General features: G+C 70.5%; 19 protein-coding genes and 1 tRNA gene. 15 read left to right on the top strand and 5 right to left on the bottom strand.

The window, feature by feature from the left end; translation table 11 throughout:
• Window positions 1–4: 4 nt before the first annotated feature.
• The 4 genes from IE231_RS16265 to IE231_RS16280 form a co-directional block, all read right to left on the bottom strand.
• Window positions 5–1,030 (bottom strand): 6-phosphofructokinase, encoded by a 1,026-nt coding sequence (locus IE231_RS16265; protein WP_189695045.1) that lies wholly within the window; start codon window positions 1,028–1,030, stop codon window positions 5–7.
• A 348-nt stretch (window positions 1,031–1,378) separates the two neighbouring features.
• Window positions 1,379–1,699, bottom strand: a complete 321-nt coding sequence (locus tag IE231_RS16270) for a PspC domain-containing protein (RefSeq protein ID WP_189695046.1) — start codon at window positions 1,697–1,699, stop codon at window positions 1,379–1,381.
• 32 nt (window positions 1,700–1,731) lie between these two features.
• Complete coding sequence (locus tag IE231_RS16275) at window positions 1,732–2,097, bottom strand: hypothetical protein (protein ID WP_189695047.1); 366 nt, start codon at window positions 2,095–2,097, stop codon at window positions 1,732–1,734.
• Between the two features lies 1 nt (window position 2,098).
• Window positions 2,099–3,595, bottom strand: a complete 1,497-nt coding sequence (locus tag IE231_RS16280; RefSeq protein ID WP_189695048.1) for a PspC domain-containing protein — start codon at window positions 3,593–3,595, stop codon at window positions 2,099–2,101.
• A gap of 124 nt (window positions 3,596–3,719) precedes the next feature.
• On the opposite strand from IE231_RS16280, the gene IE231_RS16285 reads away from it, so the two are divergent.
• Complete coding sequence (locus IE231_RS16285; protein WP_189695049.1) at window positions 3,720–5,030, top strand: ATP-binding protein; 1,311 nt, start codon at window positions 3,720–3,722, stop codon at window positions 5,028–5,030.
• Window positions 5,027–5,701: a LuxR C-terminal-related transcriptional regulator gene (locus IE231_RS16290; protein WP_189695050.1), complete on the top strand. Its 675-nt coding sequence runs from the start codon at window positions 5,027–5,029 to the stop codon at window positions 5,699–5,701. Before IE231_RS16285 ends, IE231_RS16290 begins: the two co-directional genes overlap by 4 nt.
• Window positions 5,702–5,711: 10 nt before the next feature.
• Here IE231_RS16290 and IE231_RS16295 read toward each other — a convergent pair whose 3' ends face one another.
• A complete protein-coding gene (locus tag IE231_RS16295) occupies window positions 5,712–6,917 on the bottom strand; it encodes a pyridoxal phosphate-dependent aminotransferase (RefSeq protein ID WP_189695051.1) in 1,206 nt (401 codons plus the stop codon).
• 261 nt (window positions 6,918–7,178) lie between these two features.
• On the opposite strand from IE231_RS16295, the gene IE231_RS16300 reads away from it, so the two are divergent.
• From IE231_RS16300 to IE231_RS16360, 13 genes are all read left to right on the top strand, one after another.
• A tRNA-Trp gene (locus IE231_RS16300) sits at window positions 7,179–7,251 on the top strand.
• Window positions 7,252–7,354: 103 nt separating this feature from the next.
• Window positions 7,355–7,615 (top strand): preprotein translocase subunit SecE, encoded by a 261-nt coding sequence (gene secE, locus IE231_RS16305; RefSeq protein WP_189695052.1) that lies wholly within the window; start codon window positions 7,355–7,357, stop codon window positions 7,613–7,615.
• A gap of 113 nt (window positions 7,616–7,728) precedes the next feature.
• Window positions 7,729–8,676: a transcription termination/antitermination protein NusG gene (nusG, locus tag IE231_RS16310; RefSeq protein WP_374189469.1), complete on the top strand. Its 948-nt coding sequence runs from the start codon at window positions 7,729–7,731 to the stop codon at window positions 8,674–8,676.
• A 157-nt stretch (window positions 8,677–8,833) separates the two neighbouring features.
• Window positions 8,834–9,265, top strand: a complete 432-nt coding sequence (gene rplK, locus IE231_RS16315) for a 50S ribosomal protein L11 (RefSeq protein ID WP_043119418.1) — start codon at window positions 8,834–8,836, stop codon at window positions 9,263–9,265.
• Window positions 9,266–9,369: 104 nt separating this feature from the next.
• Complete coding sequence (rplA, locus tag IE231_RS16320) at window positions 9,370–10,077, top strand: 50S ribosomal protein L1 (protein WP_189695053.1); 708 nt, start codon at window positions 9,370–9,372, stop codon at window positions 10,075–10,077.
• A 123-nt stretch (window positions 10,078–10,200) separates the two neighbouring features.
• Window positions 10,201–11,337, top strand: coding sequence for a GNAT family N-acetyltransferase (locus IE231_RS16325; protein WP_189695054.1), 1,137 nt, complete (start codon window positions 10,201–10,203; stop codon window positions 11,335–11,337).
• Window positions 11,334–12,530: a hypothetical protein gene (locus IE231_RS16330; RefSeq protein WP_189695055.1), complete on the top strand. Its 1,197-nt coding sequence runs from the start codon at window positions 11,334–11,336 to the stop codon at window positions 12,528–12,530. Before IE231_RS16325 ends, IE231_RS16330 begins: the two co-directional genes overlap by 4 nt.
• Before the next feature lie 66 nt (window positions 12,531–12,596).
• Window positions 12,597–16,328, top strand: a complete 3,732-nt coding sequence (locus IE231_RS16335) for a nitrate reductase subunit alpha (protein ID WP_189695056.1) — start codon at window positions 12,597–12,599, stop codon at window positions 16,326–16,328.
• Between the two features lie 46 nt (window positions 16,329–16,374).
• Window positions 16,375–18,057: a nitrate reductase subunit beta gene (narH, locus tag IE231_RS16340; protein WP_189695057.1), complete on the top strand. Its 1,683-nt coding sequence runs from the start codon at window positions 16,375–16,377 to the stop codon at window positions 18,055–18,057.
• Window positions 18,047–18,727, top strand: coding sequence for a nitrate reductase molybdenum cofactor assembly chaperone (gene narJ / locus IE231_RS16345; RefSeq protein WP_189695058.1), 681 nt, complete (start codon window positions 18,047–18,049; stop codon window positions 18,725–18,727). The genes narH and narJ overlap by 11 nt, the downstream gene beginning before the upstream one ends.
• The gene (gene narI / locus IE231_RS16350) at window positions 18,727–19,482 is read left to right on the top strand and encodes a respiratory nitrate reductase subunit gamma (protein ID WP_189695059.1); all 756 of its coding nucleotides are present in this window, start codon (window positions 18,727–18,729) and stop codon (window positions 19,480–19,482) included. The genes narJ and narI overlap by 1 nt, the downstream gene beginning before the upstream one ends.
• A gap of 19 nt (window positions 19,483–19,501) precedes the next feature.
• Complete coding sequence (locus tag IE231_RS16355; RefSeq protein WP_189695060.1) at window positions 19,502–20,737, top strand: MFS transporter; 1,236 nt, start codon at window positions 19,502–19,504, stop codon at window positions 20,735–20,737.
• Window positions 20,738–20,792: 55 nt separating this feature from the next.
• Complete coding sequence (locus IE231_RS16360; RefSeq protein WP_189695061.1) at window positions 20,793–22,367, top strand: ATP-dependent DNA ligase; 1,575 nt, start codon at window positions 20,793–20,795, stop codon at window positions 22,365–22,367.
• Window positions 22,368–22,394 lie beyond the last annotated feature (27 nt).

A 22,394-nucleotide genomic window follows, 5' to 3' on the forward strand; every position in this document is an offset into this window, starting at 1 on the left:
CGGATCAGCCGAACAGGACGGCGGCCTCGTCGTAGCGGTCCTGCGGGACCGTCTTGAGCCGTCCGAGGGCCTCCTCGAAGCCCACGTGGACAATCTGCGTGCCGTGGAGGGAGACCATGGTGCCCCATCGGCCGTCGACCACGGAATCGATCGCAGCCATCCCGAGGCGCGTCGCGAGCACGCGGTCGAACGCGGTGGGGACACCGCCGCGCTGGATGTGCCCCAGAATGGTCGCACGGGTCTCGATGCCCGTGCGCGCCTCGATCTCCGGCGCGAGCTGCTCCGCGATCCCGCCGAGCCTCGGCCGCCCGAACGTGTCGAGCCCGCGCTCCGAGTGCGGCTCGGCCATGCCCTCGAGCACGAACCCCTCGGCCACCACCACGAGGGGTGCACGGCCGCGGTCGTGGGCCAGCTGCACCCACGTGGCGACCTGGTCCAGGGAGACCTTCTGCTCGGGGATGAGGATCGCGTGGGCGCCCGAGGCCATCCCCGAGTGCAGCGCGATCCAGCCCACGTGGCGGCCCATCACCTCGGCGATCATGCACCGGTGGTGGGACTCGCCGGTGGTGCGGAGACGGTCGATGGCCTCGGTTGCGATCTCCACCGCGGTGTCGAAGCCGAACGTGTAGTCCGTGGCGTCGAGGTCGTTGTCCACGGTCTTGGGCACGCCCACGATCTTCAGGCCGGCGTCGGTGAGGCGCCGGGCCGCGGCGAGCGTCCCCTCGCCGCCGATGGCAATGATGGCATCGATGCCGAGACGGTCCATGTGGCCCTTGATGACCTCGGGGCCGCCGCCATGCTCGAACGGGTTGGTGCGTGAGGTACCGAGGATCGTGCCGCCCTGCTTGGCGATGCCGCGCACGCTCGTGCGCGGCAGGTCGACGATGTCGCCCTCGACCACACCGCGCCAGCCGTCGCGGTACCCGACGAACTCCTGGCCGTGGACCGCGATGCCCTTGAGCACTGCGCCACGGATCACGGCGTTGAGGCCGGGGCAGTCGCCGCCGGACGTGAGGATGCCGATCTTCATTCAGGGCCTTCCCTTGGGGCGGCCGCCAGCGGGGCGGGCGCGCATCGTGTGGTCAAGGCGCCCCGTTGAGCCCGGGCCCATTCTAGCCGCGGCGGGCGTGGCGCACGCCACATGGATGAGTCGGCGGCGGAGACGCGCACGACGGCGCGCGGTCGCCTCGTGGACGGGCAGGGGGCCGGGCGTACGGCGACACGTGCGGAGACATGCGTGGACGCAGCAGGGGAGCCATGGTCCGGCAACCGCTTCGTGCAGCTGCCGGACCATGGCTCCAGATGCGCTTTGCGCTGGCTTCCTCCGGCTCGGGGGCCTTCTTCCCGCTCGCGCTCCCTTGAAGGGAGGCGGCCCGGATCAGGCGGCGGGGCCCCCGGCGCCTGGGCCCCCCACGCCCGGACCGCCGGTGCCGGGACCGCCGGCGCCCGGGCCGATGCTCTTGGGCCGCACCCATTCCTCGAGGATGATCCGGCCGCTCTGGTCCGGGATGAGGATCCACGCCGCGAGGTAGACGAGGACGGCTGGCCCGGGCAGGAGGCACAGCACGAGGAACACGATGCGGACAAAGACGGGGTCGACGTTGAGCCGGTCGGCGATCCCGCCGAGCACGCCGCCCACGATCTTGCGCGGGCCGCGCTTGAGTCCGGCGGAGCGGAGGGCGTTGAAGAACGAGTCCATGATGTCTCTCCTGGGTGTGGGTGGTGGTGGGGTCAGTCGGTCGCGGACGCGTCGTGTGCGGACGTCCCGCGGGCCGGGTCCCCTGGGGCGTACGGGCTTGGCTTGGGCAGCGTGGCGGCATGGGGTGCTGCGGGGTCGGGGACGGGCTCGAGCGGCGCGACGGGGGCGGCGTCGGCAGCCAGCGTCCGGCGGCGGCGCGAGGCGGCGATCCCGCCGATCACGAGGCCGAGGCCCGCGAGGAGGAGGATTCCGGCGGCGGCGTAGCCCGGGTCCACACTGAACCAGCCGAGCCGGTTGGCGAGCATGAGCGCTCCGACCACGATGACCACAGCTCCCCACACGATCGTTCCAATGGACGGTCCGGAGGTCTCGGACCGGGTCTCCTGCTGGGTGCTCATGTCAGCGCTCCTCGGTGATCGTGACATTGCTCAGGGTAGCGTCGAGGTCCACCAGGAGGGTGGCCCCGGGCTTGCCCGAGTTGTAGGTGGTGGTGTCCCGCTGGCTGAGTCCGGCCGAGGTGCGGCCGTCGGCCTTGACGGCCGCGAGCGTCGAGGTGCTGCGGACTTCGACCGGGACGTCCTTGGGGACGGTGATCGCGATATCGCTCATCGTGATCTTGACAGGGACGGTTGCGTCGGCGGCGAGCGGTGCGGCGTCGAGGGCGCTGAGGTCCAGGGTGCCCTTGGCGCCGGTGATGTCGTAGCCGGCGGTCGCCTGGGAGATCGTGGCGGGCGCGTACGAGGCGGTGTGGGTCCGGACGTCGGAGAACCGTTCCACGCCTTGGCTCACGGGCGCGCTCACGAGGGCCACGACCGCGAACACCGTCAGGACGCCGGCCGTCCGGCCACGCAGTCCGGCGATCACGATGCCGAGGCCGATGACGATGGCCACCGCAGTCCAGATCGCGCCCGGCGCGAGCGGGAGGGCGCCGGTGGCGACGAGCACCCCGAGTGTGCCCGCGACCAGCGCGGCCGCTCCCAGGATCACGAGGACGAACGGTGCCGAGGGACCCCGCCGGCGTGGCGGCCGGGGTGAGGCCTGGACGGGCACTGTGGGGAGCGAGCCGCCGTAGTACGGTGGTGCGCTCGGCTCGCCCTGGCCGCCGTAGTACGGCACCGCGTGGGCCTGCTCGGACCACTGGGCCTGCTCGGACCACTGGGTCCGCTCCGGCAAGGGGGCCTGCTGCGGTGGCCGGGGATGGCCGGCCGTGCCGTGGCCGGTCGGGGAGGCGTACGACGGCGCCGTTCCCGGCTTCGTGTAGTAGTCGTCGCCGGGGGCGGGGACTTCCCCGGCCGCGACGTCGGGACCGGGCGCTCCACCGGTGCCCGTTCCCGGGCCCATCGGGGAAGGGGACTGCCAGCCTGCGCGGTAGCCCGCGCGCCTGCGGCTGCCCCGGACGATGCTGTAGATGCCGAAGGCCACGACCGCGATCCAGAAGAGGCCCCAGAAGGCGCCGCCGATCCCGCTTTCACCGAACCAGAAGCCGGCCCGGGCGCCGCCGAGGCCGAGGATGGTGACGATGAGCCCCCCGGTCATGCCCGCCGTCCAGCGGCCGTGGGCGGCCTCCTGGGCGTGGATGCGGCCGTCGGGTTCCGGGAGGAGGAGCCACAGGATGCCGTAGGCGAGCACCCCGACGCCGAGGAAGATCGCCGCGACGATGAAGAGGCCGCGGACAAGGACAGGGTCCACGCCCCATCGGTGGGCGAGGCCGCTCGCGACCCCGCCCACCCAGCGCTCACCGCCGCGGGCGAGCCGGAGGCTGCGGATCCAGCCGAAGAAGTCGCCGCTGGGAGCGGGGCGGGGCGCTGGGCCCGGCGGGACGGGCCCGGGCTGAGGGTGGGGTTCGTCCTGGGGCTGAGGTGCTGGCTGGTCGCCAGGGCTCGGTTCTGTGCTCATGCCCCAATCCTTCCGCCGCGCGGGCAGCGAACCCATGGGGGGAGACCCTGAACGGACCCTGAACCGACCCCGGAACGCGCCTCTCGAGCACCCTGAGCACTCTCAAGGGTGCTTGGATGGATGCATGGAGACCGCCATGGGCCGCCCGCCGCTCGTGCGGGGCGAGGACCGCCTCATCGCCGGCGTCTGCTCGGGCCTGGCCCGCCATCTCGGCCTGAGGGTCGACGTGGTCCGGTGGGTCATGGCCGGGGCCGCGCTCCTCGGCGGGGCCGGCATCGTGCTGTATGGGTGGCTCTGGATCATGGTCCCCACCGCGGCGGAGGCCGGGAAGCGCCGCGCACGCGTGCCGGCCTCGCCGATCGCTCCGACCGTGAGCTCGCCGGCACCTTCGGCCCCGAGCCAGCGTGAAGCGCCGCAGATGCCGCGCTACGCGCGGGAGGTGCTGCTCGGCGTCGTGCTCCTCCTCGGGGCCGTGGCCCTCGGCGGCCCGCTGATCGGGGTGCCGGTTCCGCTGGACACGGTCGTGCCCGTCGCTGCCATCCTCGGCGGCGCGGCGCTGGCCTGGATGCAGCTGGACGAGGCGCGGCGCGAGAAGCTCGTCCGCGGTGCCAGCGGGGAACGATGGACCGGCTGGCTCCGTCTCGGCGCAGGACTCGTGCTCGTGGTCGCGGGCGTGACGCTCGCCGTTTCGGGGAGCCAGTGGAACGTCCTCGGCATGGCGCTGCTGGCCTCGTTCGCGGTGCTCGCCGGCGTGGGCCTCGTCCTGCTCCCATGGGGCCTGAAGTTCTGGCGCGAGCTCGGCACGGAACGCGCGGCACGGGTCCGCGAGGAAGAGCGGGCCGAGATCGCTGCCCATCTGCACGATTCGGTCCTGCAGACCCTTGCCCTCATCCAGCGCCGGGCCGGGAGCGAGGCAGACGTGACGCGGCTCGCCCGCGCACAGGAGCGTGAGCTGCGCGAGTGGCTGTACCGTGACGCCCGCGGCGGCCAGGGCACGTTCGCAGACCGCATCGCGGCGCTCGCGGGCCAAGTCGAGGACCTCCATGGCGTGCCGATCGACGTCGTGACCGTGGGCGGCAGCGAACCCGGCTCGCCGGCCGAGGCAGGGCCCGACGGCGGCCGGCACCAAGCGCTGGTCGCCGCCGAGGCGCAGGACGCCCTCCTGCAGGCTGCCCGCGAGGCGATGCTCAACGCCGTGCGCCACGGTGCCGGGCCCGTGTCGGTGTATGCCGAGTGCGGCAAGGATGCCACCGAGGTGTTCATCAAGGACCGCGGCGAGGGGTTCGACCCGGAGGCCGTGCCCGAGGACCGCCTCGGTGTGCGCGAGTCGATCGTCGGGCGGATGCGGCGCCATGGCGGAGAGGCCGTGATCGTGAGCGGGCCGCAGGGCACGGAGGTGCGGCTGAAGCTGCCCCAGAGGACGGAGGAACCATGAGCCAGGAGCCAGAAGCGTCCCGCGCGCTGATCGAGCCCGTGACGGTCGTGATCGTGGACGACCACACCATCTTCCGCTCGGGCCTCAAGGCGGACCTCGACGAGCGCGTGCGCGTTGTCGGGGAGGCCGGGACGGTGGAGGGCGCCGTCCGGGCCGTCGAGGAGCTGCGTCCGCAGGTGGTTCTGCTGGACGTCCACCTGCCCGGCGGGCTGGGCGGCGGCGGACGTGAGGTGCTCACGCGCTGTGCCGCCCTCCTGCCTGCAGTCCGGTTCCTCGCGCTGAGCGTCTCGGACGCCGCCGAGGACGTCGTCTCCACAATCCGCGCCGGCGCACGGGGCTACGTGACGAAGACGGCCTCGGGCCCCGAGATCACCGACGCCGTGATCCGGGTTGCTGACGGGGACGCGGTCTTCTCTCCCCGCCTCGCCGGGTTCGTGCTCGACGCCTTCGGCACCGCGTCCGTGGCGGACGACGAGCTCGACAAGCTGTCTGCCCGCGAGCTCGACGTCATGCGGCTCATCGCCCGCGGCTACTCCTACAAGGAGACCGCGAAGGAGCTGTTCATCTCGGTCAAGACGGTCGAGACCCATGTCTCCGCGGTGCTGCGGAAGCTGCAGCTGACCAACCGGCACGAGCTCTCGCGATGGGCGGCCGACCGCCGCATCTGGTGACCCTGCCGGGCTACTTGGCGGTGCCCAGCAGCTCCTGGATGCGGCCCACGCCTTCCGCGAGGTCGTCGTCGCCGAGCGCGTAGGAGAGCCGCACGAACCCGCTGGGGCCGAACGCCTCGCCCGGGACGATCGCGACCTCGGCCTTGTCGAGGATGAGCGCGGCGAGCTCGGCCGAGGTTGCCGGGCGGACGCCCGCGATCTCCTTGCCGAGGACGTCCCGGACGTCGGGGTACACGTAGAAGGCTCCCTGCGGCGTGGGGCAGTTCACGCCGTCGATCTCCGAGAGCATCTTCACCATGGTGCGGCGCCGTCGGTCGAATGCGGCCTTCATCTCCTGAACGGCGTCCAGCGGCCCGGAGACGGCGGCGAGGGCCGCCATCTGGGAGATGTTGGCGACGTTGGAGGTCGCGTGCGACTGGAGGTTAGTGGCTGCCTTGATGACGTCGGCGGGACCGATCATCCAGCCCACCCGCCATCCGGTCATCGCGTAGGTCTTGGCGACGCCGTTGAGGATGACGACCTTGTCCCCGAGCTCCGGTGTGGCCGTCGCGATCGAGGTGAAGGGCATGCCGTCGTACGTGAGGTGCTCGTAGATCTCGTCGGTCACGACCCACAGGCCCTTGGACGCGGCCCACTGGCCGATCTCGCGGGTCTGTTCGGGCGAGTACACCGCGCCGGTGGGGTTCGAGGGCGAGACGAAGAGGAGGATCTTGGTGCGCTCCGTGAGCGCTGCCTCGAGCTGGTCCACGGTGACGAGGTAGCCCTGCTCGGGCCCTGCGAAGACCTCGACAGGGACCCCGCCTGCGAGGCGGATGGCCTCGGGGTAGGTGGTCCAGTAGGGCGTGGGCAGGAGGACCTCGTCGCCCGGATCGAGGAGCGTCGCGAACGTGTTGTACACCGCCTGCTTGCCGCCGTTGGTCACGAGGACCTGGGATGCGGCGGCCTCGTAGCCGGAATCGCGCTTGGTCTTCGCCGCGATGGCCTCCTTGAGCTCCGGCAGGCCGCCCGCGGGGGAGTACCGGTGGAAGCGGGGCTGGCGCGCGGCGGCGACGGCGGCCTCCACGATGTAGTCCGGGGTGGGGAAGTCGGGCTCTCCGGCGCCGAAGCCGATGACGGGCCGGCCCGCTGCCTTGAGCGCCTTCGCCTTCGCGTCGACGGCCAGGGTGGCGGACTCTGCGATGGATCCGATGCGCTGGGACACGCGGGCGGAGGTCATGGGGCATTCCCTTCGTTGTGGCGGCGAGCATGTGCCTGACTCGTGCTCACTACTCTAGGCGCTCGCGGCCGTCCCGCACCGGCTCCCACGGGCGCCGGGCCTTCCCCGGTTCGACGTGGATCGCGAATATGCGTAGACTTGATCCTCGGCGCCGGATCCCGTGAGTGGTTCCTCCCTGCCGGGTCGTGAGGGCATGAACCCGCACCGATCCTTGGTAAGGTGGTCCACGGCGAATCGGCGTGTCAGGTGGTTTGCCACCGAAGGGCAGTGGCGCAATTGGTAGCGCAGCGGTCTCCAAAACCGCAGGTTGCAGGTTCGAGTCCTGTCTGCCCTGCGCAGGAACCAGCCCGGAACCACTTCCGGGCTTTTCCAGCACCCACAGAACGGATCCAGCGGGGAAGCCCTGCTGGAACTTCAGCGAGTGAGCGAGGAATCGGTTGACCGAGACGGCTTCAAGCAGTTCGGGCCGCCCCAAGCAGGCCAGGAAGCTTGGCTTCTTCGGCCGGATCGCGCTCTTCGTCCGGCAGGTGATCGGCGAGCTCCGCAAGGTGGTCACGCCGACCCGGCAGGAGCTCCTGAACTACACGCTCGTGGTGCTGGGGTTCGTTGTCGTGATGATGGCGGTCGTGTTCGTCCTCGACTTCCTCTTCGGGACCGGCGTCGGCTGGGTCTTCGATGGGACGTCCACGTCGAAGTAGGACCGCTCCGCAGACCGCGGCCCGCGCCGGGAGACCGGGGCCGGGCCGGGGTGTGCGGATGAGCCATTTAACAACGCAGACGAGTTAGCCGTACGAGGAAAGCAGGAGACTAAGTGTCTGAGCACGAGCTCGAGGATCGCGGGAACGAGCACGAGGAGTCGGCGTTCGAGCCTGCCTTCTCCGACGCCGCCGCTGCCCCGGCGCCTGCCGTTTCCCTCGACACCGACGATGCGGACCAGGAGGACGCCCATGCTGCCGAGGCCGTGTCCGCCGAGGCAGCGCACGACGACGAGGCCTCCACGGGCGCGGACCTCGCCGATGAGGATCTCGGCGCTGGTGACGCGCCGGCCGAGGCCGCCGGCCCGGATGCCGCTGAGGGCACTGAGCTGGCTGACGGCGCGGAGCCGGCTGAAGCCCCTGAGGCTGTCGACCCCGCCGAGGCCGCGGCGAAGGCCGCCGAGGAGTTCCGGGCCAAGCTGCGCCGCCAGCCGGGCGACTGGTTCGTCATCCACTCCTACGCGGGCTACGAGAACCGCGTGAAGGCCAATCTCGAGACCCGCATCCAGACGCTGGACATGGAAGACTACATCTTCGAGATCCAGGTCCCGATGGAGGAAGTCGTCGAGATCAAGAACGCCCAGCGGAAGATCGTCAACCGGGTCCGCATTCCCGGCTACGTGCTCGTGCGCATGGACCTCACCGACGCCTCGTGGGGCGCCGTCCGCCACACCCCGGGCGTCACCGGCTTCGTCGGCAACGCGCACAATCCGGTCCCGCTGACCCTGGACGAGGTCTTCTCGATGCTCGCCCCGGTGTTCGAGGCCGAGCAGGCTGCCGAGGCGAAGGCTGCCGGCAAGGCGGGCCAGAAGGCACAGGCCGCGCCGGTCGCGGTCGACTTCGAGGTCGGCGAGTCCGTCATCGTCAAGGAGGGCCCGTTCGAGACCCTTCCTGCCACGATCTCCGAGATCAAGCCCGAGTCGCAGACCCTCGTGGTGCTCGTGTCGATCTTCGAGCGCGAGACGCCCGTGACGCTGGCCTTCAACCAGGTCTCGAAGATCTAGCGACGCCCCCGTCCTCAGGGCTTCGCACAACTGAAGACTTCGCCCCGGATCCGGACGCCTTCCGGACCCGGGGCGGCCGACTGCCTCGCCAAGGCAGTCATCACCTGGGCGGCGCTCCTGCTGCTCCAGGAAACGCAAGGAAGAAAAGGACCCTACATTGGCTCCCAAGAAGAAGGTCACCGGCCTCATCAAGCTGCAGATCCAGGCAGGCGCCGCCAACCCGGCCCCGCCGATCGGCCCTGCGCTCGGTCAGCACGGTGTCAACATCATGGAGTTCTGCAAGGCGTACAACGCCGCGACGGAATCCCAGCGCGGCAACGTCATCCCCGTCGAGATCACGGTCTACGAGGACCGCTCCTTCACCTTCATCACGAAGACCCCGCCGGCCGCTGAGCTGATCAAGAAGGCTGCCGGTGTTCCGAAGGGCTCGGCCACGCCTCACACCGTCAAGGTCGCCAAGCTCACCGACGCCCAGGTCGAGGAGATCGCCAAGACCAAGCTCGAGGACCTCAACGCCAACGACGTCGAGGCCGCGAAGAAGATCATCGCGGGAACTGCCCGCAGCATGGGCATCACCGTCGAGGGCTGAGCGTACCCGTTCATCCCCGGGGTCCCCGACCCCACCTGAGAAGTACGTGGCAGGGCCGAGCGCGGCCCACATGACCACACCTGCACAAGGAGATCAAGAGCAGCATGGCAAAGCGCAGCAAGGCATACGAGGCAGCGGTCGCGAAGATCGAGGCCGGGAAGCTGTACGCTCCGGCCGAGGGCGTGGCCCTCGCCAAGGAGACCAACCCGTCGAAGACGGACGCCACCGTTGAGGTCGCGTTCCGCCTCGGCGTCGACCCGCGCAAGGCGGACCAGATGGTCCGCGGCACGGTCAACCTTCCGCACGGCACGGGCAAGACCGCCCGCGTCGTCGTGTTCGCCACCGGTGACAAGGCCGCCGCGGCCGAGGCTGCGGGCGCGGACGTCGTGGGCGCGGACGACCTCATCGAGCGCATCCAGGGCGGCTGGACGGACTTCGACGCCGCCGTCGCGACCCCGGAGCTCATGGGCAAGGTCGGCCGCCTCGGCAAGATCCTCGGCCCCCGCAACCTCATGCCGAACCCGAAGACCGGCACGGTGACCCCGGACGTGGCCAAGGCCGTGACGGACATCAAGGGCGGCAAGATCGACTTCCGCGTCGACAAGCACTCGAACCTGCACTTCATCATCGGCAAGACCTCGTTCGGTGCTCGCCAGCTGGCCGAGAACTACGCGGCCGCGCTGGAGGAGGTGCTTCGCCTGAAGCCCTCCGCATCGAAGGGCCGCTACATCACCAAGGCGACCGTCGCCACCACGTTCGGCCCGGGCATCCAGCTCGACCCGAACGCTACGAAGGTCATCATCGAGGACTGACCGACCCCCAGGCTGCGGCATCAGGGCCCTCTCCCGCTCGCGGGAGGGGGCCCTTCCCCGTGTCCGGCACAGGCGGCCGCGCGCTGAGCACGGCTCAGGGACCTGCTGGCTAGACTGGCCGCCATGGACGTCGAGCGGCTCACCCTGCCTGAGGACCTGGCCGGTCCGGGCGCGGGCGAGTTCCTCGAGTTCTCGGAGCTCACCGACGCCATCCAACGGGAAGTGTGGGGCCACGACGACCGCTGCTCGCCGCCCCAGTATCGGCTGCGCGTGTGGAGGGACAGCGACTACGAGTCCACCGCGCTCTACTTCGTCCGGGACCGGGGCCGGATGGTGGGCCGTGCGATCTGCCAGGTCCCGCTCACCGAGGACCTGGACCGCGCCCGGGTCCGCGCCGAGGTGCTGGACGAATACACGGGCCGGGGCGTCGGCCGCCTCCTCCTCGGCGCGGCCATTGATGAGGCACGACGGCGCGGCCGCACCGTGGCGAGCACCTTCACCGAGCACCCCGCGCCACGCAGAGCAGGGCCGGGCAAGGCCGAGCAGGCCGTGGCAGGCCTCGTCCCGGCGAGCACGGGTGCCCAGTGCACCGATGACGTGGTTGTGCCGTCCACGGGAACGGGCGCGCTGCCTGCCGGGGCGCGCGAGGTCCGGTTCGCGCAGGCGGCCGGCTTCGCGCTCAGCCAGGTGGTGCGTTCCAGCGAGCTGGACCTTGCCGCCCACCGCGAGGCGTGGCCGGCCCTCGAGGCGCAGGCCGCGGCCCGGGCCTTGGGGGAGTACGAGCTGCTCACGTGGCAGGGCATTCCCGCCGAGCACCGTGCCGGGATGGCAGAGCTCTTCGCCCGCATGTCGGAGGACGCTCCGCAGGGGGAGGACCGGTGCGAGGCGGCGGTATGGGACGCGGCCCGGGTCGAGGCGCTCGAGGAGATGCTCTCCGACGCGGGAACCGTCCCGCTCTACGCCGTGGCGCGGCACCGCGGCAGCGGCGAGTTCGCCGCGTACACCGCCCTGTGGATCCGGCCCGGCAAGGAGGCCGTGGCAGACCAGGACGACACCCTGGTGCGGGTCGGGCACCGAGGCCGCTCGCTCGGCCTCTGGATCAAGCTCGCCAATCTCGCGCAATACCTGGCCGCCTACCCGTCGGCGCGCAAGGTCATCACCATCAACGCAGAGGAGAACGCGCCCATGCTCGCCATCAACGCCGCGCTCGGGTTCCGGGCCGCCGGGTACGAGGGCGAGTGGTACCGGAGGCTCGCGTGAGCCGGGACGCGGCCGAGTCGACCGGGCGTGCGGGCAGCGCCGGGCGCGCGGAGCCTGCCGGGCGGCCGCCGAGCACGCGGCGAGTGCCCCGCGAGAGGCCCAAGGCGCCGTCGTCCGCCACCGCGACCGAGGCGCGGGCCCTGCTCGCGGCCTTCACCGCCGCGGCGGGGGGCCTCGCCGTCGCACCCGTCGTCTTCGCGGGGCGCCGCCCCGCCCTCTCCGGGGACCAGGGCGTGGGTGATGTGGCGGCGCTCGTCGCAGGAGCGGCGGCGCTCGTGGCGTTCGCCGTCGCGTACCGCCGCTCGTACACGGACCCGGACCGGAGCTGGCTCGCCGAGCGGCCGCTGTGGCGCCGGGTCCTGGGGCTCGTGGCCCTCTCCTTCGCGCACGCCGCAATCGCCTTCATGGTCACGTGGGCGAGCTTCCAGATCTTCCAGAAGGCCTTCATGGGCGTGACGCTGGATGCCTTCGCCGCCGCGCTGCTCACGGCCGTCTCGGCGGCCCTGGCCTCGTTCGGCTCCTACCAGTCGGGCTCGCGCATGGACAGCTACGCGCTCTCCAACCTGCTGGCCACGTTCCTCGCGGCCGGGGTGATGACCTCGATGGTCACGACCAACCGCTCGGACTGGTGGGAGGTCAACTTCAGCGTCCTCGGCTCGGAGGACTACGGCGTGGCGCTCGCGTTCAACGGGACCCTCGTGACCGCGGGTGCCGTGATCGCGCTCCTCGCGGAGTACATGACCCGCGACCTCAGGGCACTGGACCTCCACCGCCTGAGGACGGACGGCGGGGCGCGGCCGAGCCGTGAGCGGCCCGTCCTGACGTGCGTCGTCCTCGTGGGCGCGTTCCTCGCCGTGACGGGGCTGATCCCGGTGGATGTCTTCATGCCCGCGCACAACACGATGGCGACGTCGATGACCGCGGTCTACACGCTGCTCGTGCTCCGCGCCCCCGCATGGCTGCCCGGCCTCAGCCGGGCGTTCTACGCGGCGGGGTTCGCGATGCTGGGTGCGGCGGTGGTCTCTGTCATGCTCTGGTGGCCCCTCGGGTATTACAACATGACGGCGATGGAGCTCGTCGTCGCGGGGGTGATCCTCGCTTGGCTCGTGCTGTTCACGCGCAATGTGGCGGCCGCGCTCGAGGACGCCAGGACCTTCGGGAACGGCCCCGAGGGAAAACTCGCATCAAATTAGCGCATACTTCTCTGCCTTAGGGGCTGGGTACTTCCGGCCTCATCTGGACGTCCATAGAGTGAGGCCATGGCAGCTGGACCGATCAATACTGGACTGGACGGCAGTGCGTCGGACGCGATGCTCGCGATGGGGCGCTTCTTCACACGTTGGGAGGAGACCGACGACGGCCGCGCCGTGTTCCGCGAGGGGGGCCGGGCCGGGGATGTGTTCTACCGGGACCGGTGGAGCCACGACAAGGTGGTCCGCTCAACCCACGGCGTGAACTGCACGGGCTCGTGCTCGTGGAAGGTGTATGTCAAGGACGGCATCATCACGTGGGAGTCCCAGCAGACCGACTACCCGTCGGTGGGCCCGGACAGGCCCGAGTATGAGCCGCGGGGCTGCCCCCGCGGCGCAGCCTTCTCCTGGTACACGTACTCGCCGACCCGCGTGCGCTACCCGTACATCCGCGGACCGCTGCTGGAGATGTACCGCGAGGCGAAGCACCGGCTCGGCGATCCTGTCGAGGCGTGGGCGGACGTCGTCTCGGACCCCGAGCGCCGCCGCCGGTACCAGCAGGCCCGCGGCAAGGGCGGCCTCGTGCGCGCGAGCTGGAACGAGGCCATCGAGATCGCCGCCGCCGCGCACGTCCACACGATCAGGAAGTACGGGCCCGACCGCTGCTCGGGCTTCTCCCCGATCCCTGCGATGTCGATCGTGAGCCACTGCGTGGGCACGCGGTTCATCCAGCTCATCGGCGGGGTCATGACGAGCTTCTACGACTGGTACGCCGATCTCCCGGTGGCGAGCCCACAGGTGTTCGGCGACCAGACGGACGTCCCGGAGTCGGGGGACTGGTGGGACTCGACCTACCTCATGATGTGGGGCTCGAACGTCCCGGTGACCCGCACGCCGGATGCGCACTGGATGACGGAGGTGCGCTACCGCGGGACCAAGGTCGTGGTGGTGAGCCCCGACTACGCGGACAACACGAAGTTCGCCGATGAGTGGATGGCCCCGCAGGCCGGCACGGACGCCGCGCTCGCGATGGCCATGGGCCATGTGATGCTCAAGGAGTTCTACCTCGACCGAGAGGTGCCCTTCTTCACGGACTTCGCCAAGCGGTACACGGACCTGCCGTTCCTGATCACCCTTGTCCCCTCGCCCGACGGCGACGGGCTGGTTCCGGGCAAGTTCCTCACCGCGGCGGACCTGCCCGGCCAGGAGGACCAGGCTGACGCCGCCTGGAAGACCGTCCTGCTCGATGCGGGCACAGGCGAGCCGGTGGTGCCGAACGGATCGATCGGCTTCCGGTACAACGCCGCGGACGAGGGACGCTGGAACCTGGACCTCGGCGACGTGGATCCGCTGCTCTCCGCGAACGACGGCGGTGGGGTCGCCCCGCCCTCGCAGGTCGCCGAGGTGCTGCTTCCGTGCTTCGAGGCGGCGGACGGCACGGGCAGCGTGCTCCGGCGGGGCGTGCCGGTGCGCACGGTGGCCGGGAAGACCGTCACGACGGTCTTCGACCTCATGCTCGCCCAGTACGGGGTGTCCCGGCCCGGGCTTCCCGGCATGTGGCCCTCGGGCTACGACGACGCGACTGTCCCCTACACCCCGGCATGGCAGGAGGGCATCACGAATGTCCCGATGGCCCAGTGCCTGCGGATCGCCCGGGAGTTCGCCCGCAATGCGGAGCAGTCGAAGGGCCGGTCCATGGTCATCATGGGCGCGGGCATCTGCCAGTGGTTCCACGGCGACGTGACGTACCGGTCCGTGCTGGCACTCCTGCTCCTGACAGGGTCGATGGGCCGCAACGGCGGGGGGTGGGCCCACTATGTGGGGCAGGAGAAGACCCGGCCCCTCACCGGGTGGGTCTCCCTCGCCAACGCCCTGGACTGGTCCAGGCCGCCCCGTACGATGACGGGGACTTCCTACTGGTACATGCACACGGGCCAGTGGCGCAATGACGGCTACTCCGCCGCGTCCCTCACCTCGCCCCTGTCCGAGGGGAACCTCGAGGGCATGCACACCGCCGACGCGATCGCGCAGTCGGCCCGCCTCGGCTGGATGCCGTTCTACCCGCAGTTCGACAGGAGCCCCCTCGACGTTGCGGACGAGGCGCGTGCTGCCGTGGATGCGGGAACGGCGGAGTCCGAGGGCGCCTATGTCGCGGCGCAGCTGAAGAGCGGCACGCTCCACTCGGCGATCGACGACGTCGACGCGCCGGAGAACTGGCCCCGCACGCTCGTCCTGTGGCGCTCCAACCTCCTCGGCTCGTCCGCAAAGGGCAACGAGTACTTCCTCAAGAACCTCCTCGGCACCCACAACAATGTCATGGGCACGGCGCTCGAGTCCGAGATGCCCCACCCGCGGGACATCGTCTGGCACGACGAGACGCCAGAGGGCAAGCTCGACCTGCTCATGTCCGCGGACTTCCGCATGACGTCCACGACCCTGCTCTCCGACATCGTGTTCCCCGCAGCGACGTGGTATGAGAAGCATGACCTGTCCTCCACGGACATGCACCCCTACGTGCATGCCTTCAGCCCCGCGATCGACCCGCCCTGGGAGACCAAGACGGACTTCGAGATGTTCCACCTGCTGGCCGAGGAGCTGTCCCGGCTGGCCCGCAAGCACCTCGGGACCCGTCGCGACCTCGTCACTGTGCCGCTCCAGCACGACACGCCGGGACAGATCGCCCAGCCCGGCGGCGTCGTGCGTGACTGGCGCGATTCCGGCGTGCCCGCCGTGCCGGGGGTGACGATGCCGTCGGTCACGGTCGTGGAGCGGGACTACACCGCAATCGGCGAGAAGATCGCCGCGATCGGCCCGCTGGCCCGCGAGAAGGGCTTCACGGTCAAGGGAGTCACCTTCGAGCTCGGGCACGCCCTCGACAGGCTCGCGGGCGCGAACGGAGTCATGTCCAGCGGCGTGGCCGCAGGGATGCCCGCGATCGACACGGACGCGAAGCTCGCCGAGGCGATCCTCACCTTCTCCGGCACCACCAATGGTGAACTCGCTGTGCAGGGGTTCCGTGAGCTGGAGAAGCGAACGGGGAGGCATCTGGCCGATCTGGCCGAAGGGTCGGAGGAGAAGGCCATCCGGTTCGCCGACACCCAAGCGGGCCCGGTGCCGGTGATCACCTCGCCCGAGTGGTCAGGGTCCGAGACGGGCGGGCGCCGCTACGCGCCGTTCACCATCAACGTCGAGCGGCTCAAGCCGTGGCACACGCTCACGGGACGGATGCACTTCTTCCTCGACCACGACTGGATGCGGGACCTCGGGGAGGCGCTGCCGATCTACAGGCCCCCGCTGGACATGCACCGGCTCTTCGGGGAGCCCCGCCTCGGCCAGGACGGCATGGAGGTCACGGTGCGGTTCCTCACCCCGCACAGCAAGTGGTCGATCCACTCCGAATACCAGGACAACCTGCTCATGCTCTCGCTCTCGCGCGGAGGCCCCACGGTGTGGATCAGCGCCGAGGACGCGGCGGCGCTCGATCTGGCGGACAACGACTGGATCGAGTGCGTCAACGCCAACGGCGTGTTCGTGGGCCGTGCGATCGTGAGCCACCGCATGCCGGCCGGCGTCGTATACGTCTACCACGCGCAGGAACGCACGATCGACGTGCCGAAGTCCGAGGCAACCGGCCGCCGCGGCGGCATCCACAACTCGGCCACGCGGCTCCTCGTCAAGCCCACCCACCTCATCGGCGGCTACGCCCATCTGGCGTATGCGTTCAACTACCTCGGACCGACCGGCAACCAGCGGGACATGGTCTCGACGATCCGCAAGCGCTCGCAGGAGGTCACGTACTGATGGCACGTCGTCAGGGAGGGCGCGGACAGCACGGAAAGGCAGCGTCATGAAGGTGATGGCCCAGGTGGGCATGGTGATGAACCTGGACAAGTGCATCGGATGCCACACGTGCTCCGTCACGTGCAAGCAGGCCTGGACCAACCGGGCCGGCACCGAGTACGTCTGGTTCAACAACGTCGAGACACGGCCCGGCCAGGGCTACCCGCGCCAGTACGAGGACCAGGAGCGCTGGCGGGGCGGATGGGAGCTCAACCGGCGCGGACGGCTTCGCCTCAAGGGCGGCGGCCGCGTCAAGAAGCTCCTCGGGATCTTCGCGAGCCCCGTCCAGCCCGAGCTCCAGGACTACTACGAGCCCTGGACGTACGACTACAAGACCCTCGTGGAGGCGCCCCTCGGCGACGACTTCCCGGTGGCCCGGCCCAAGTCGCTCATCACGGGCGAGGACACGAAGGTCACCTGGAGCGCCAACTGGGATGACGACCTCGGCGGCGCGCCGCAGAAGGGCGAGCTGGACCCCATCGTGGCGAAGCTGCGCGAGCAGCAGCGCGCGGAGGCGAACGAGAAGATCAGGTTCGAGTTCGAGCAGACCTTCATGTTCTACCTGCCCCGCATCTGCGAGCACTGCCTCAACCCCTCGTGCATGGCCTCCTGCCCCTCCGGCGCAATCTACAAGCGCGCCGAGGACGGGATCGTGCTCGTGGACCAGGACCGCTGCCGCGGATGGCGCCAGTGCATCACGGGCTGCCCCTACAAGAAGATGTACTTCAACCACAAGAGCGGCAAGGCCGAGAAGTGCACCTTCTGCTACCCGCGCATCGAGATCGGGCTGCCCACGGTGTGCTCCGAGACCTGCGTGGGGCGCCTGAGGTACCTCGGCATCTTCCTGTACGACGTCGATGCGGTGACCGCGGCGGCGTCGACCCCTGATCCGAAGGACCTGTACGAGGCCCAGCTGGACCTCCTCCTCGATCCGTTCGACCCGGAGGTCATCGCCGCGGCGCGCCGCGACGGCATCCCGGAGGACTGGCTCGAGGCCGCCCGCCGCTCGCCGATCTACAAGCTCGCCAAGGTCTACCGCGTGGCCCTGCCGCTCCATCCCGAATACCGCACCATGCCGATGGTCTGGTACGTCCCGCCGCTTTCTCCGATCGTCGACCTGCTCTCGAGCCAGGGCCATGACGCCGAGGACGCCGGCACCCTGTTCGGCGCCATCGAGTCGCTGCGGATCCCCTCGGAATACCTCGCTGAGCTGTTCACCGCGGGGGACACATCCATCGTGGACGGCGTCCTGAGGCGGCTGGCGGCGATGCGGGCGTACATGCGCGGCATCTCCCTCGGGACGGGGGCGGACGAGTCGATCGCGGCAGACGTCGGCATGGACGGGCAGACCGTCCAGGAGATGTACCGCCTCATGGCCATCGCCAAGTACAACGAGCGCTACGTCATCCCGAAGGCCCACGTCGAGCAGGCCCACAACCTCGAGGAGATGGGCTGCTCCCTCGACTTCGAGGACGGCCCCGGGATGTACCCCTCCGACGCGTTCGGGGAGGGCAGCGGCCGGCCGGTGCCGGTGGCCGTCGAGACCTTCCACGCCCTCAGGGAGCGCCAGACCTCAGACGCCGAAACCCAGCCGGGCTCCCTCCGGGGACGGGTGAACCTCCTGAACTGGGACGGGCGCGGCGCACCCGAAGGGCTGTTCCCACCGAAGGGGGACGGCCGTGCGGAATAAGGCGAGAAGCTCCGAGGAGTCGCGCAGCGGCGCGCACGAGCGCGTGCTGTACGCGGCGGCGGCGGCCCTCCTGGACTACCCGGGACCCCGCCTCCAGGCCATGCTGCCCACCCTGCGTGCGGCACTCGCGGAGCTGCCGGGCCCGCTGCCGCAGCTCCTCGAGACCACGGCGTCGCAGCTCGCGCACGACGACGAGGCAGTCGCCTGCCGCCGTTACGTCGACACCTTCGACCTGTCGCGGCGCCACGCCCTGCACCTCTCCTACTGGACGGACGGGGACACTCGCCGCCGGGGTGAGGCCCTTGCCGCATTCAAGCAGCGGTATCGGGACAGCGGCTGGGTGGTCGACCTCGACGGCGAGCTCCCGGACTTCCTGCCGCTCGTGCTCGAGTTCGCCGCACGTGTCGACCTCACGGCTGGGCGCTCGATCCTCTCGGAGTACCGGGCGAGCCTCGAGCTGCTGCGCATCGAGCTCGCTGCCGACGCGCCGGTGTACGCACCAGTCCTCGAGGCCGTGTGCGCCACGCTTCCCGGACCGTCGCCGACGAACCGGGCCGAGGCCATGGCACTGGCCGGGCCCCCCGTGGAGCAGGTGGGCCTCGAACCGTTCGACCCGCGGCTCCTGCCGCTCGCCGGTGAACCCCGCTACAGCAGTGAAGGAGCGCACTGATGGACGTCCTGCTCTGGGGCGTGGCCCCGTACCTCATGGTGCTGCTCCTCGTCGGCGGAAGCATCTGGCGGTACCGCTACGACCAGTTCGGGTGGACCACGAGGTCGTCCCAGCTGTACGAGTCCAGGCTCCTGCGGATCGGCTCCCCGGTGTTCCACTACGGACTCGTGTTCGTGATCGCGGGCCACTTCGTGGGCCTCGTGATTCCGAAGTCGTGGACCGAAGCGGTCGGAGTCACCGAGGGGCTCTACCACGCCATGGCGCTGTCCGTGGGCCTCCTCGCGGGCGTCTCGACATTGCTCGGCATCGTGCTGCTGATCATCCGGCGTCGCACCACCGGTCCCGTCTTCATGGCGACCACGCGCAATGACAAGACCATGTACGTCTTCCTCGTCGGCGCGATCGCGCTCGGGGTCTGGGTCACGCTCGTGAGCGCCACCCAGCCGACCGCCCACGCGTTCGACTACCGGGAGACCGTGAGCCCCTGGTTCCGCTCGCTGTTCGTGTTCCAGCCCGACATCGCCGCCATGGCCGCAGCCCCGTGGGAGTTCCAGCTCCACACGCTCGTGGGCATGATCCTGTTCGCGATCTGGCCGTTCACGCGCCTCGTGCACGCTCTGACGGCACCGTTCCACTACCTGTTCCGCCCGTACATCGTGTACCGCACCCGCGACGAGGGTCCGGCGCCGGGCGCGCGCGAGAGCCGGCGCGGGTGGGAGACCACCGGTACCCGAGACCGGGACCGTCGAGGATAGTCCAGAGCCAGGAGGAGCCGTGAGCACCGCAGATCCGACCCCCCGACCCACCGCCGACCCCTCGGCCGCCGCGGACGCCGCGCGGCCGGGGGCGGCGCTGAACCTGACCCTCGCCACCCTGGCCTCCGTCGTGGGCTTCTGGGGCTGGACGGTCATCGCTCCGCTCGGCACGAGGTACGCGCACGATCTGGGGCTCAACGCGGCGCAGACGGGTGCCCTCGTGGCCATGCCCGTGCTCGTAGGCGCCGTCGGCCGCGTGCCCGTCGGCGTCCTGACGGACAAGTTCGGCGGCCGGCGCCTCCTGATCGTCATCCTCCTGCTGACCGCGCCCCTCGTGCTGCTCGTCGCTCTCGCCGGCAGCCTGAAGTCCTTCGCGCTCCTGCTGGTGGTCGGCTTCTTCCTCGGCGTGGCCGGAACGGTGTTCACGGCCGGGATCCCCTTCTCGGCGGCGTGGTATCCGAAGAGCCGGCAGGGATTCGCCACCGGCATCTTCGGCATGGGAATGGGCGGCACGGCGCTCTCGGCCTTCCTGACTCCCCGCCTCGTCACGGCCTTCGGCTACTGGCCCACGCACGTCATCATCGCCGTCCTCCTCGTGGTCATGGCCGCGATCGTCTTCTTCTTCATGCGCGAGTCGCCCACCTGGACCCCGGTCACTCACGGCAGCTTCGGCAAGCTGGTTGCCGCGGCCAAAATGCCCGTCACCTGGCAGCTCTGCTTCCTCTACGCCGTGGTCTTCGGCGGCTTCGTCTCGTTCAGCACGTACCTGCCCACGTACCTGAGGGACATCTACGGCTTCGACCTCACGGCGGCCGGGACGCGTACTGCGGGCTTCGCGCTCGCGGCCGTCATCGCGCGGCCCATCGGCGGCATCATCGCCGACCGCATCGGACCGAGGTGGGTGGTCCTCGCCTCGCTCGCCGGAGTCGCGATCCTGGCCTTCGTCGTGAACATGCAGCCGCCCCCCGAGGTGCCCACGGGATTGACCTTCCTGGCCATGGCCGCGGCGCTGGGCTTCGGCACCGGAGGCGTCTTCGCCTGGGTCGGGAAGCAGGCTCCCGCAGGGACCGTCGGTGCGGTCACGGGAGTCGTGAGCGCGGCCGGAGGCCTCGGCGGCTACTTCCCGCCGCTCGTCATGGGAGCCACGTACAACGCGCAGCAGCACTCGTACGCCATTGGGCTGCTGCTCCTCGTCGCGACGGCTCTCCTCGCACTCCTCCTCGCGGTCTTCATGGGGCGCCGCAAGGCGTCCTAGACCGGAACCGGGCACCTCCCTGCGGCCGGGCGGCCGGGGTGCGAGACTTGGCCCCATGCTGCTCGACGAGCTTGTCTCCACTGCCGAGGCGGTCGCCGCCACCGGCTCACGGCGCGCGAAGGTCGAGACGCTCGCGCATCTTCTGCGCCGGCTCGCGGACCAGTCGCCGGACGAGATCGCCATCGCAGCCGGGCTGCTCGTCGCGAAGCCGCGGCAGGGCCGGGTCGGCGTCGGCTGGCGGGGGCTCTCCCAGCTGCAGGGCGGGGTCGAACCGGCTGCGGAGCCGTCGCTCACGGTCGGGGAGTTCGACAGGCTTCTGGACAGCCTCGCCAGCACCTCCGGCTCCGGGTCGGGAGCGGCCCGCAGCGCGCTGCTCGAGGAGTTCCTCGCGCGCGCCACAGCGGCGGAGCAGCGGTTCATCGTGGGCGTGCTGCTGGGCGAGCTCCGGCTCGGTGCCCTCGAGGGGGTGCTCATCGATGCTCTTGCCGCCGCGGGCGGCCGCCCGGCCGCCCTCGTCCGGCGCGCCGCCATGCTCTCAGGCGACTTGGGACAAACCGCCCGGCTCGCGGTGACGGGCAGCGAGGAGGAGCTGGCCGCCGTCGGCCTCGTCGTCGGGCGCGCCGTGCTGCCGATGCTCGCCGCCTCGGCGCCCACGCCGAGTGAGGCGCTCGCCTCGACGGGGAAGGCCTCCGTCGAATTCAAGCTCGACGGCGCGCGCATCCAGGTGCATCGGGCGGGAGAGGACGTGCGGGTCTTCACCCGCAGCCTCGCGGACGTCACGCATCGTGTCCCCGAGGTCGTCGAGGCGGTGCGCGCCATGCCCGTGAGGGACGTCATCCTCGACGGCGAGACGCTCACGCTCGACGACGGCGGGGCGCCACGGCCGTTCCAGGAGACGATGTCCCGCTTCGGCGCCGAGAGCAGCCGGGACACCCTGCTGCGCCCCTGGTTCTTCGACGTCCTGCACGTGGACGGCAGGGACCTCCTCGACGAGCCGCTCGCGGTGCGCCGCGCCGAGCTCGAGCGGCTCGCCCCGCAGCTCGTCGTCCCCGGCGAGGTGACCGCCGAGCCAGAAGACGCCGAGAGGATCTCCCGGGAAGCACTCGCCGCCGGCCATGAGGGGATCGTGGTCAAGGCGATCGATTCCCCCTACGCCGCCGGGCGGCGCGGATCGAGCTGGATCAAGGTCAAGCCCGTCCACACCTACGACCTCGTGGTGCTCGCCGCGGAGTGGGGGAGCGGCCGACGGCGCGGCTGGCTCTCCAATCTCCACCTCGGCGCCTTCGATCCGGGCGGCGAGTTCGGCGAGCCCGGCGGGTTCGTGATGGTCGGCAAGACCTTCAAGGGCCTCACCGATGAGCTCCTGCGCTGGCAGACCGAGCATTTCCCGGTTCTCGAGTCCCACCGGGACGCGCACACCGTCTACCTCAGGCCGGTGACCGTCGTCGAGATCGCGATCGACGGCGTGCAGCGCTCGAGCCGGTACCCCGGCGGGATCGCGCTGCGGTTCGCCCGCGTGCGGCAGTACCGTGAGGACAAGCTGCCCGCCGACGCGGACACCATTCAGACACTGCGTTCGCTCCTGCCGTTTACGTCCAGAGTTGCATCCGATGGAGATCTCATCACCTAGCGCGACGCCCTGAAATCTGCGGGGGCG

Source organism: Sinomonas cellulolyticus (assembly GCF_014656475.1).
In the GTDB taxonomy this organism is placed as follows: domain Bacteria; phylum Actinomycetota; class Actinomycetes; order Actinomycetales; family Micrococcaceae; genus Sinomonas; species Sinomonas cellulolyticus.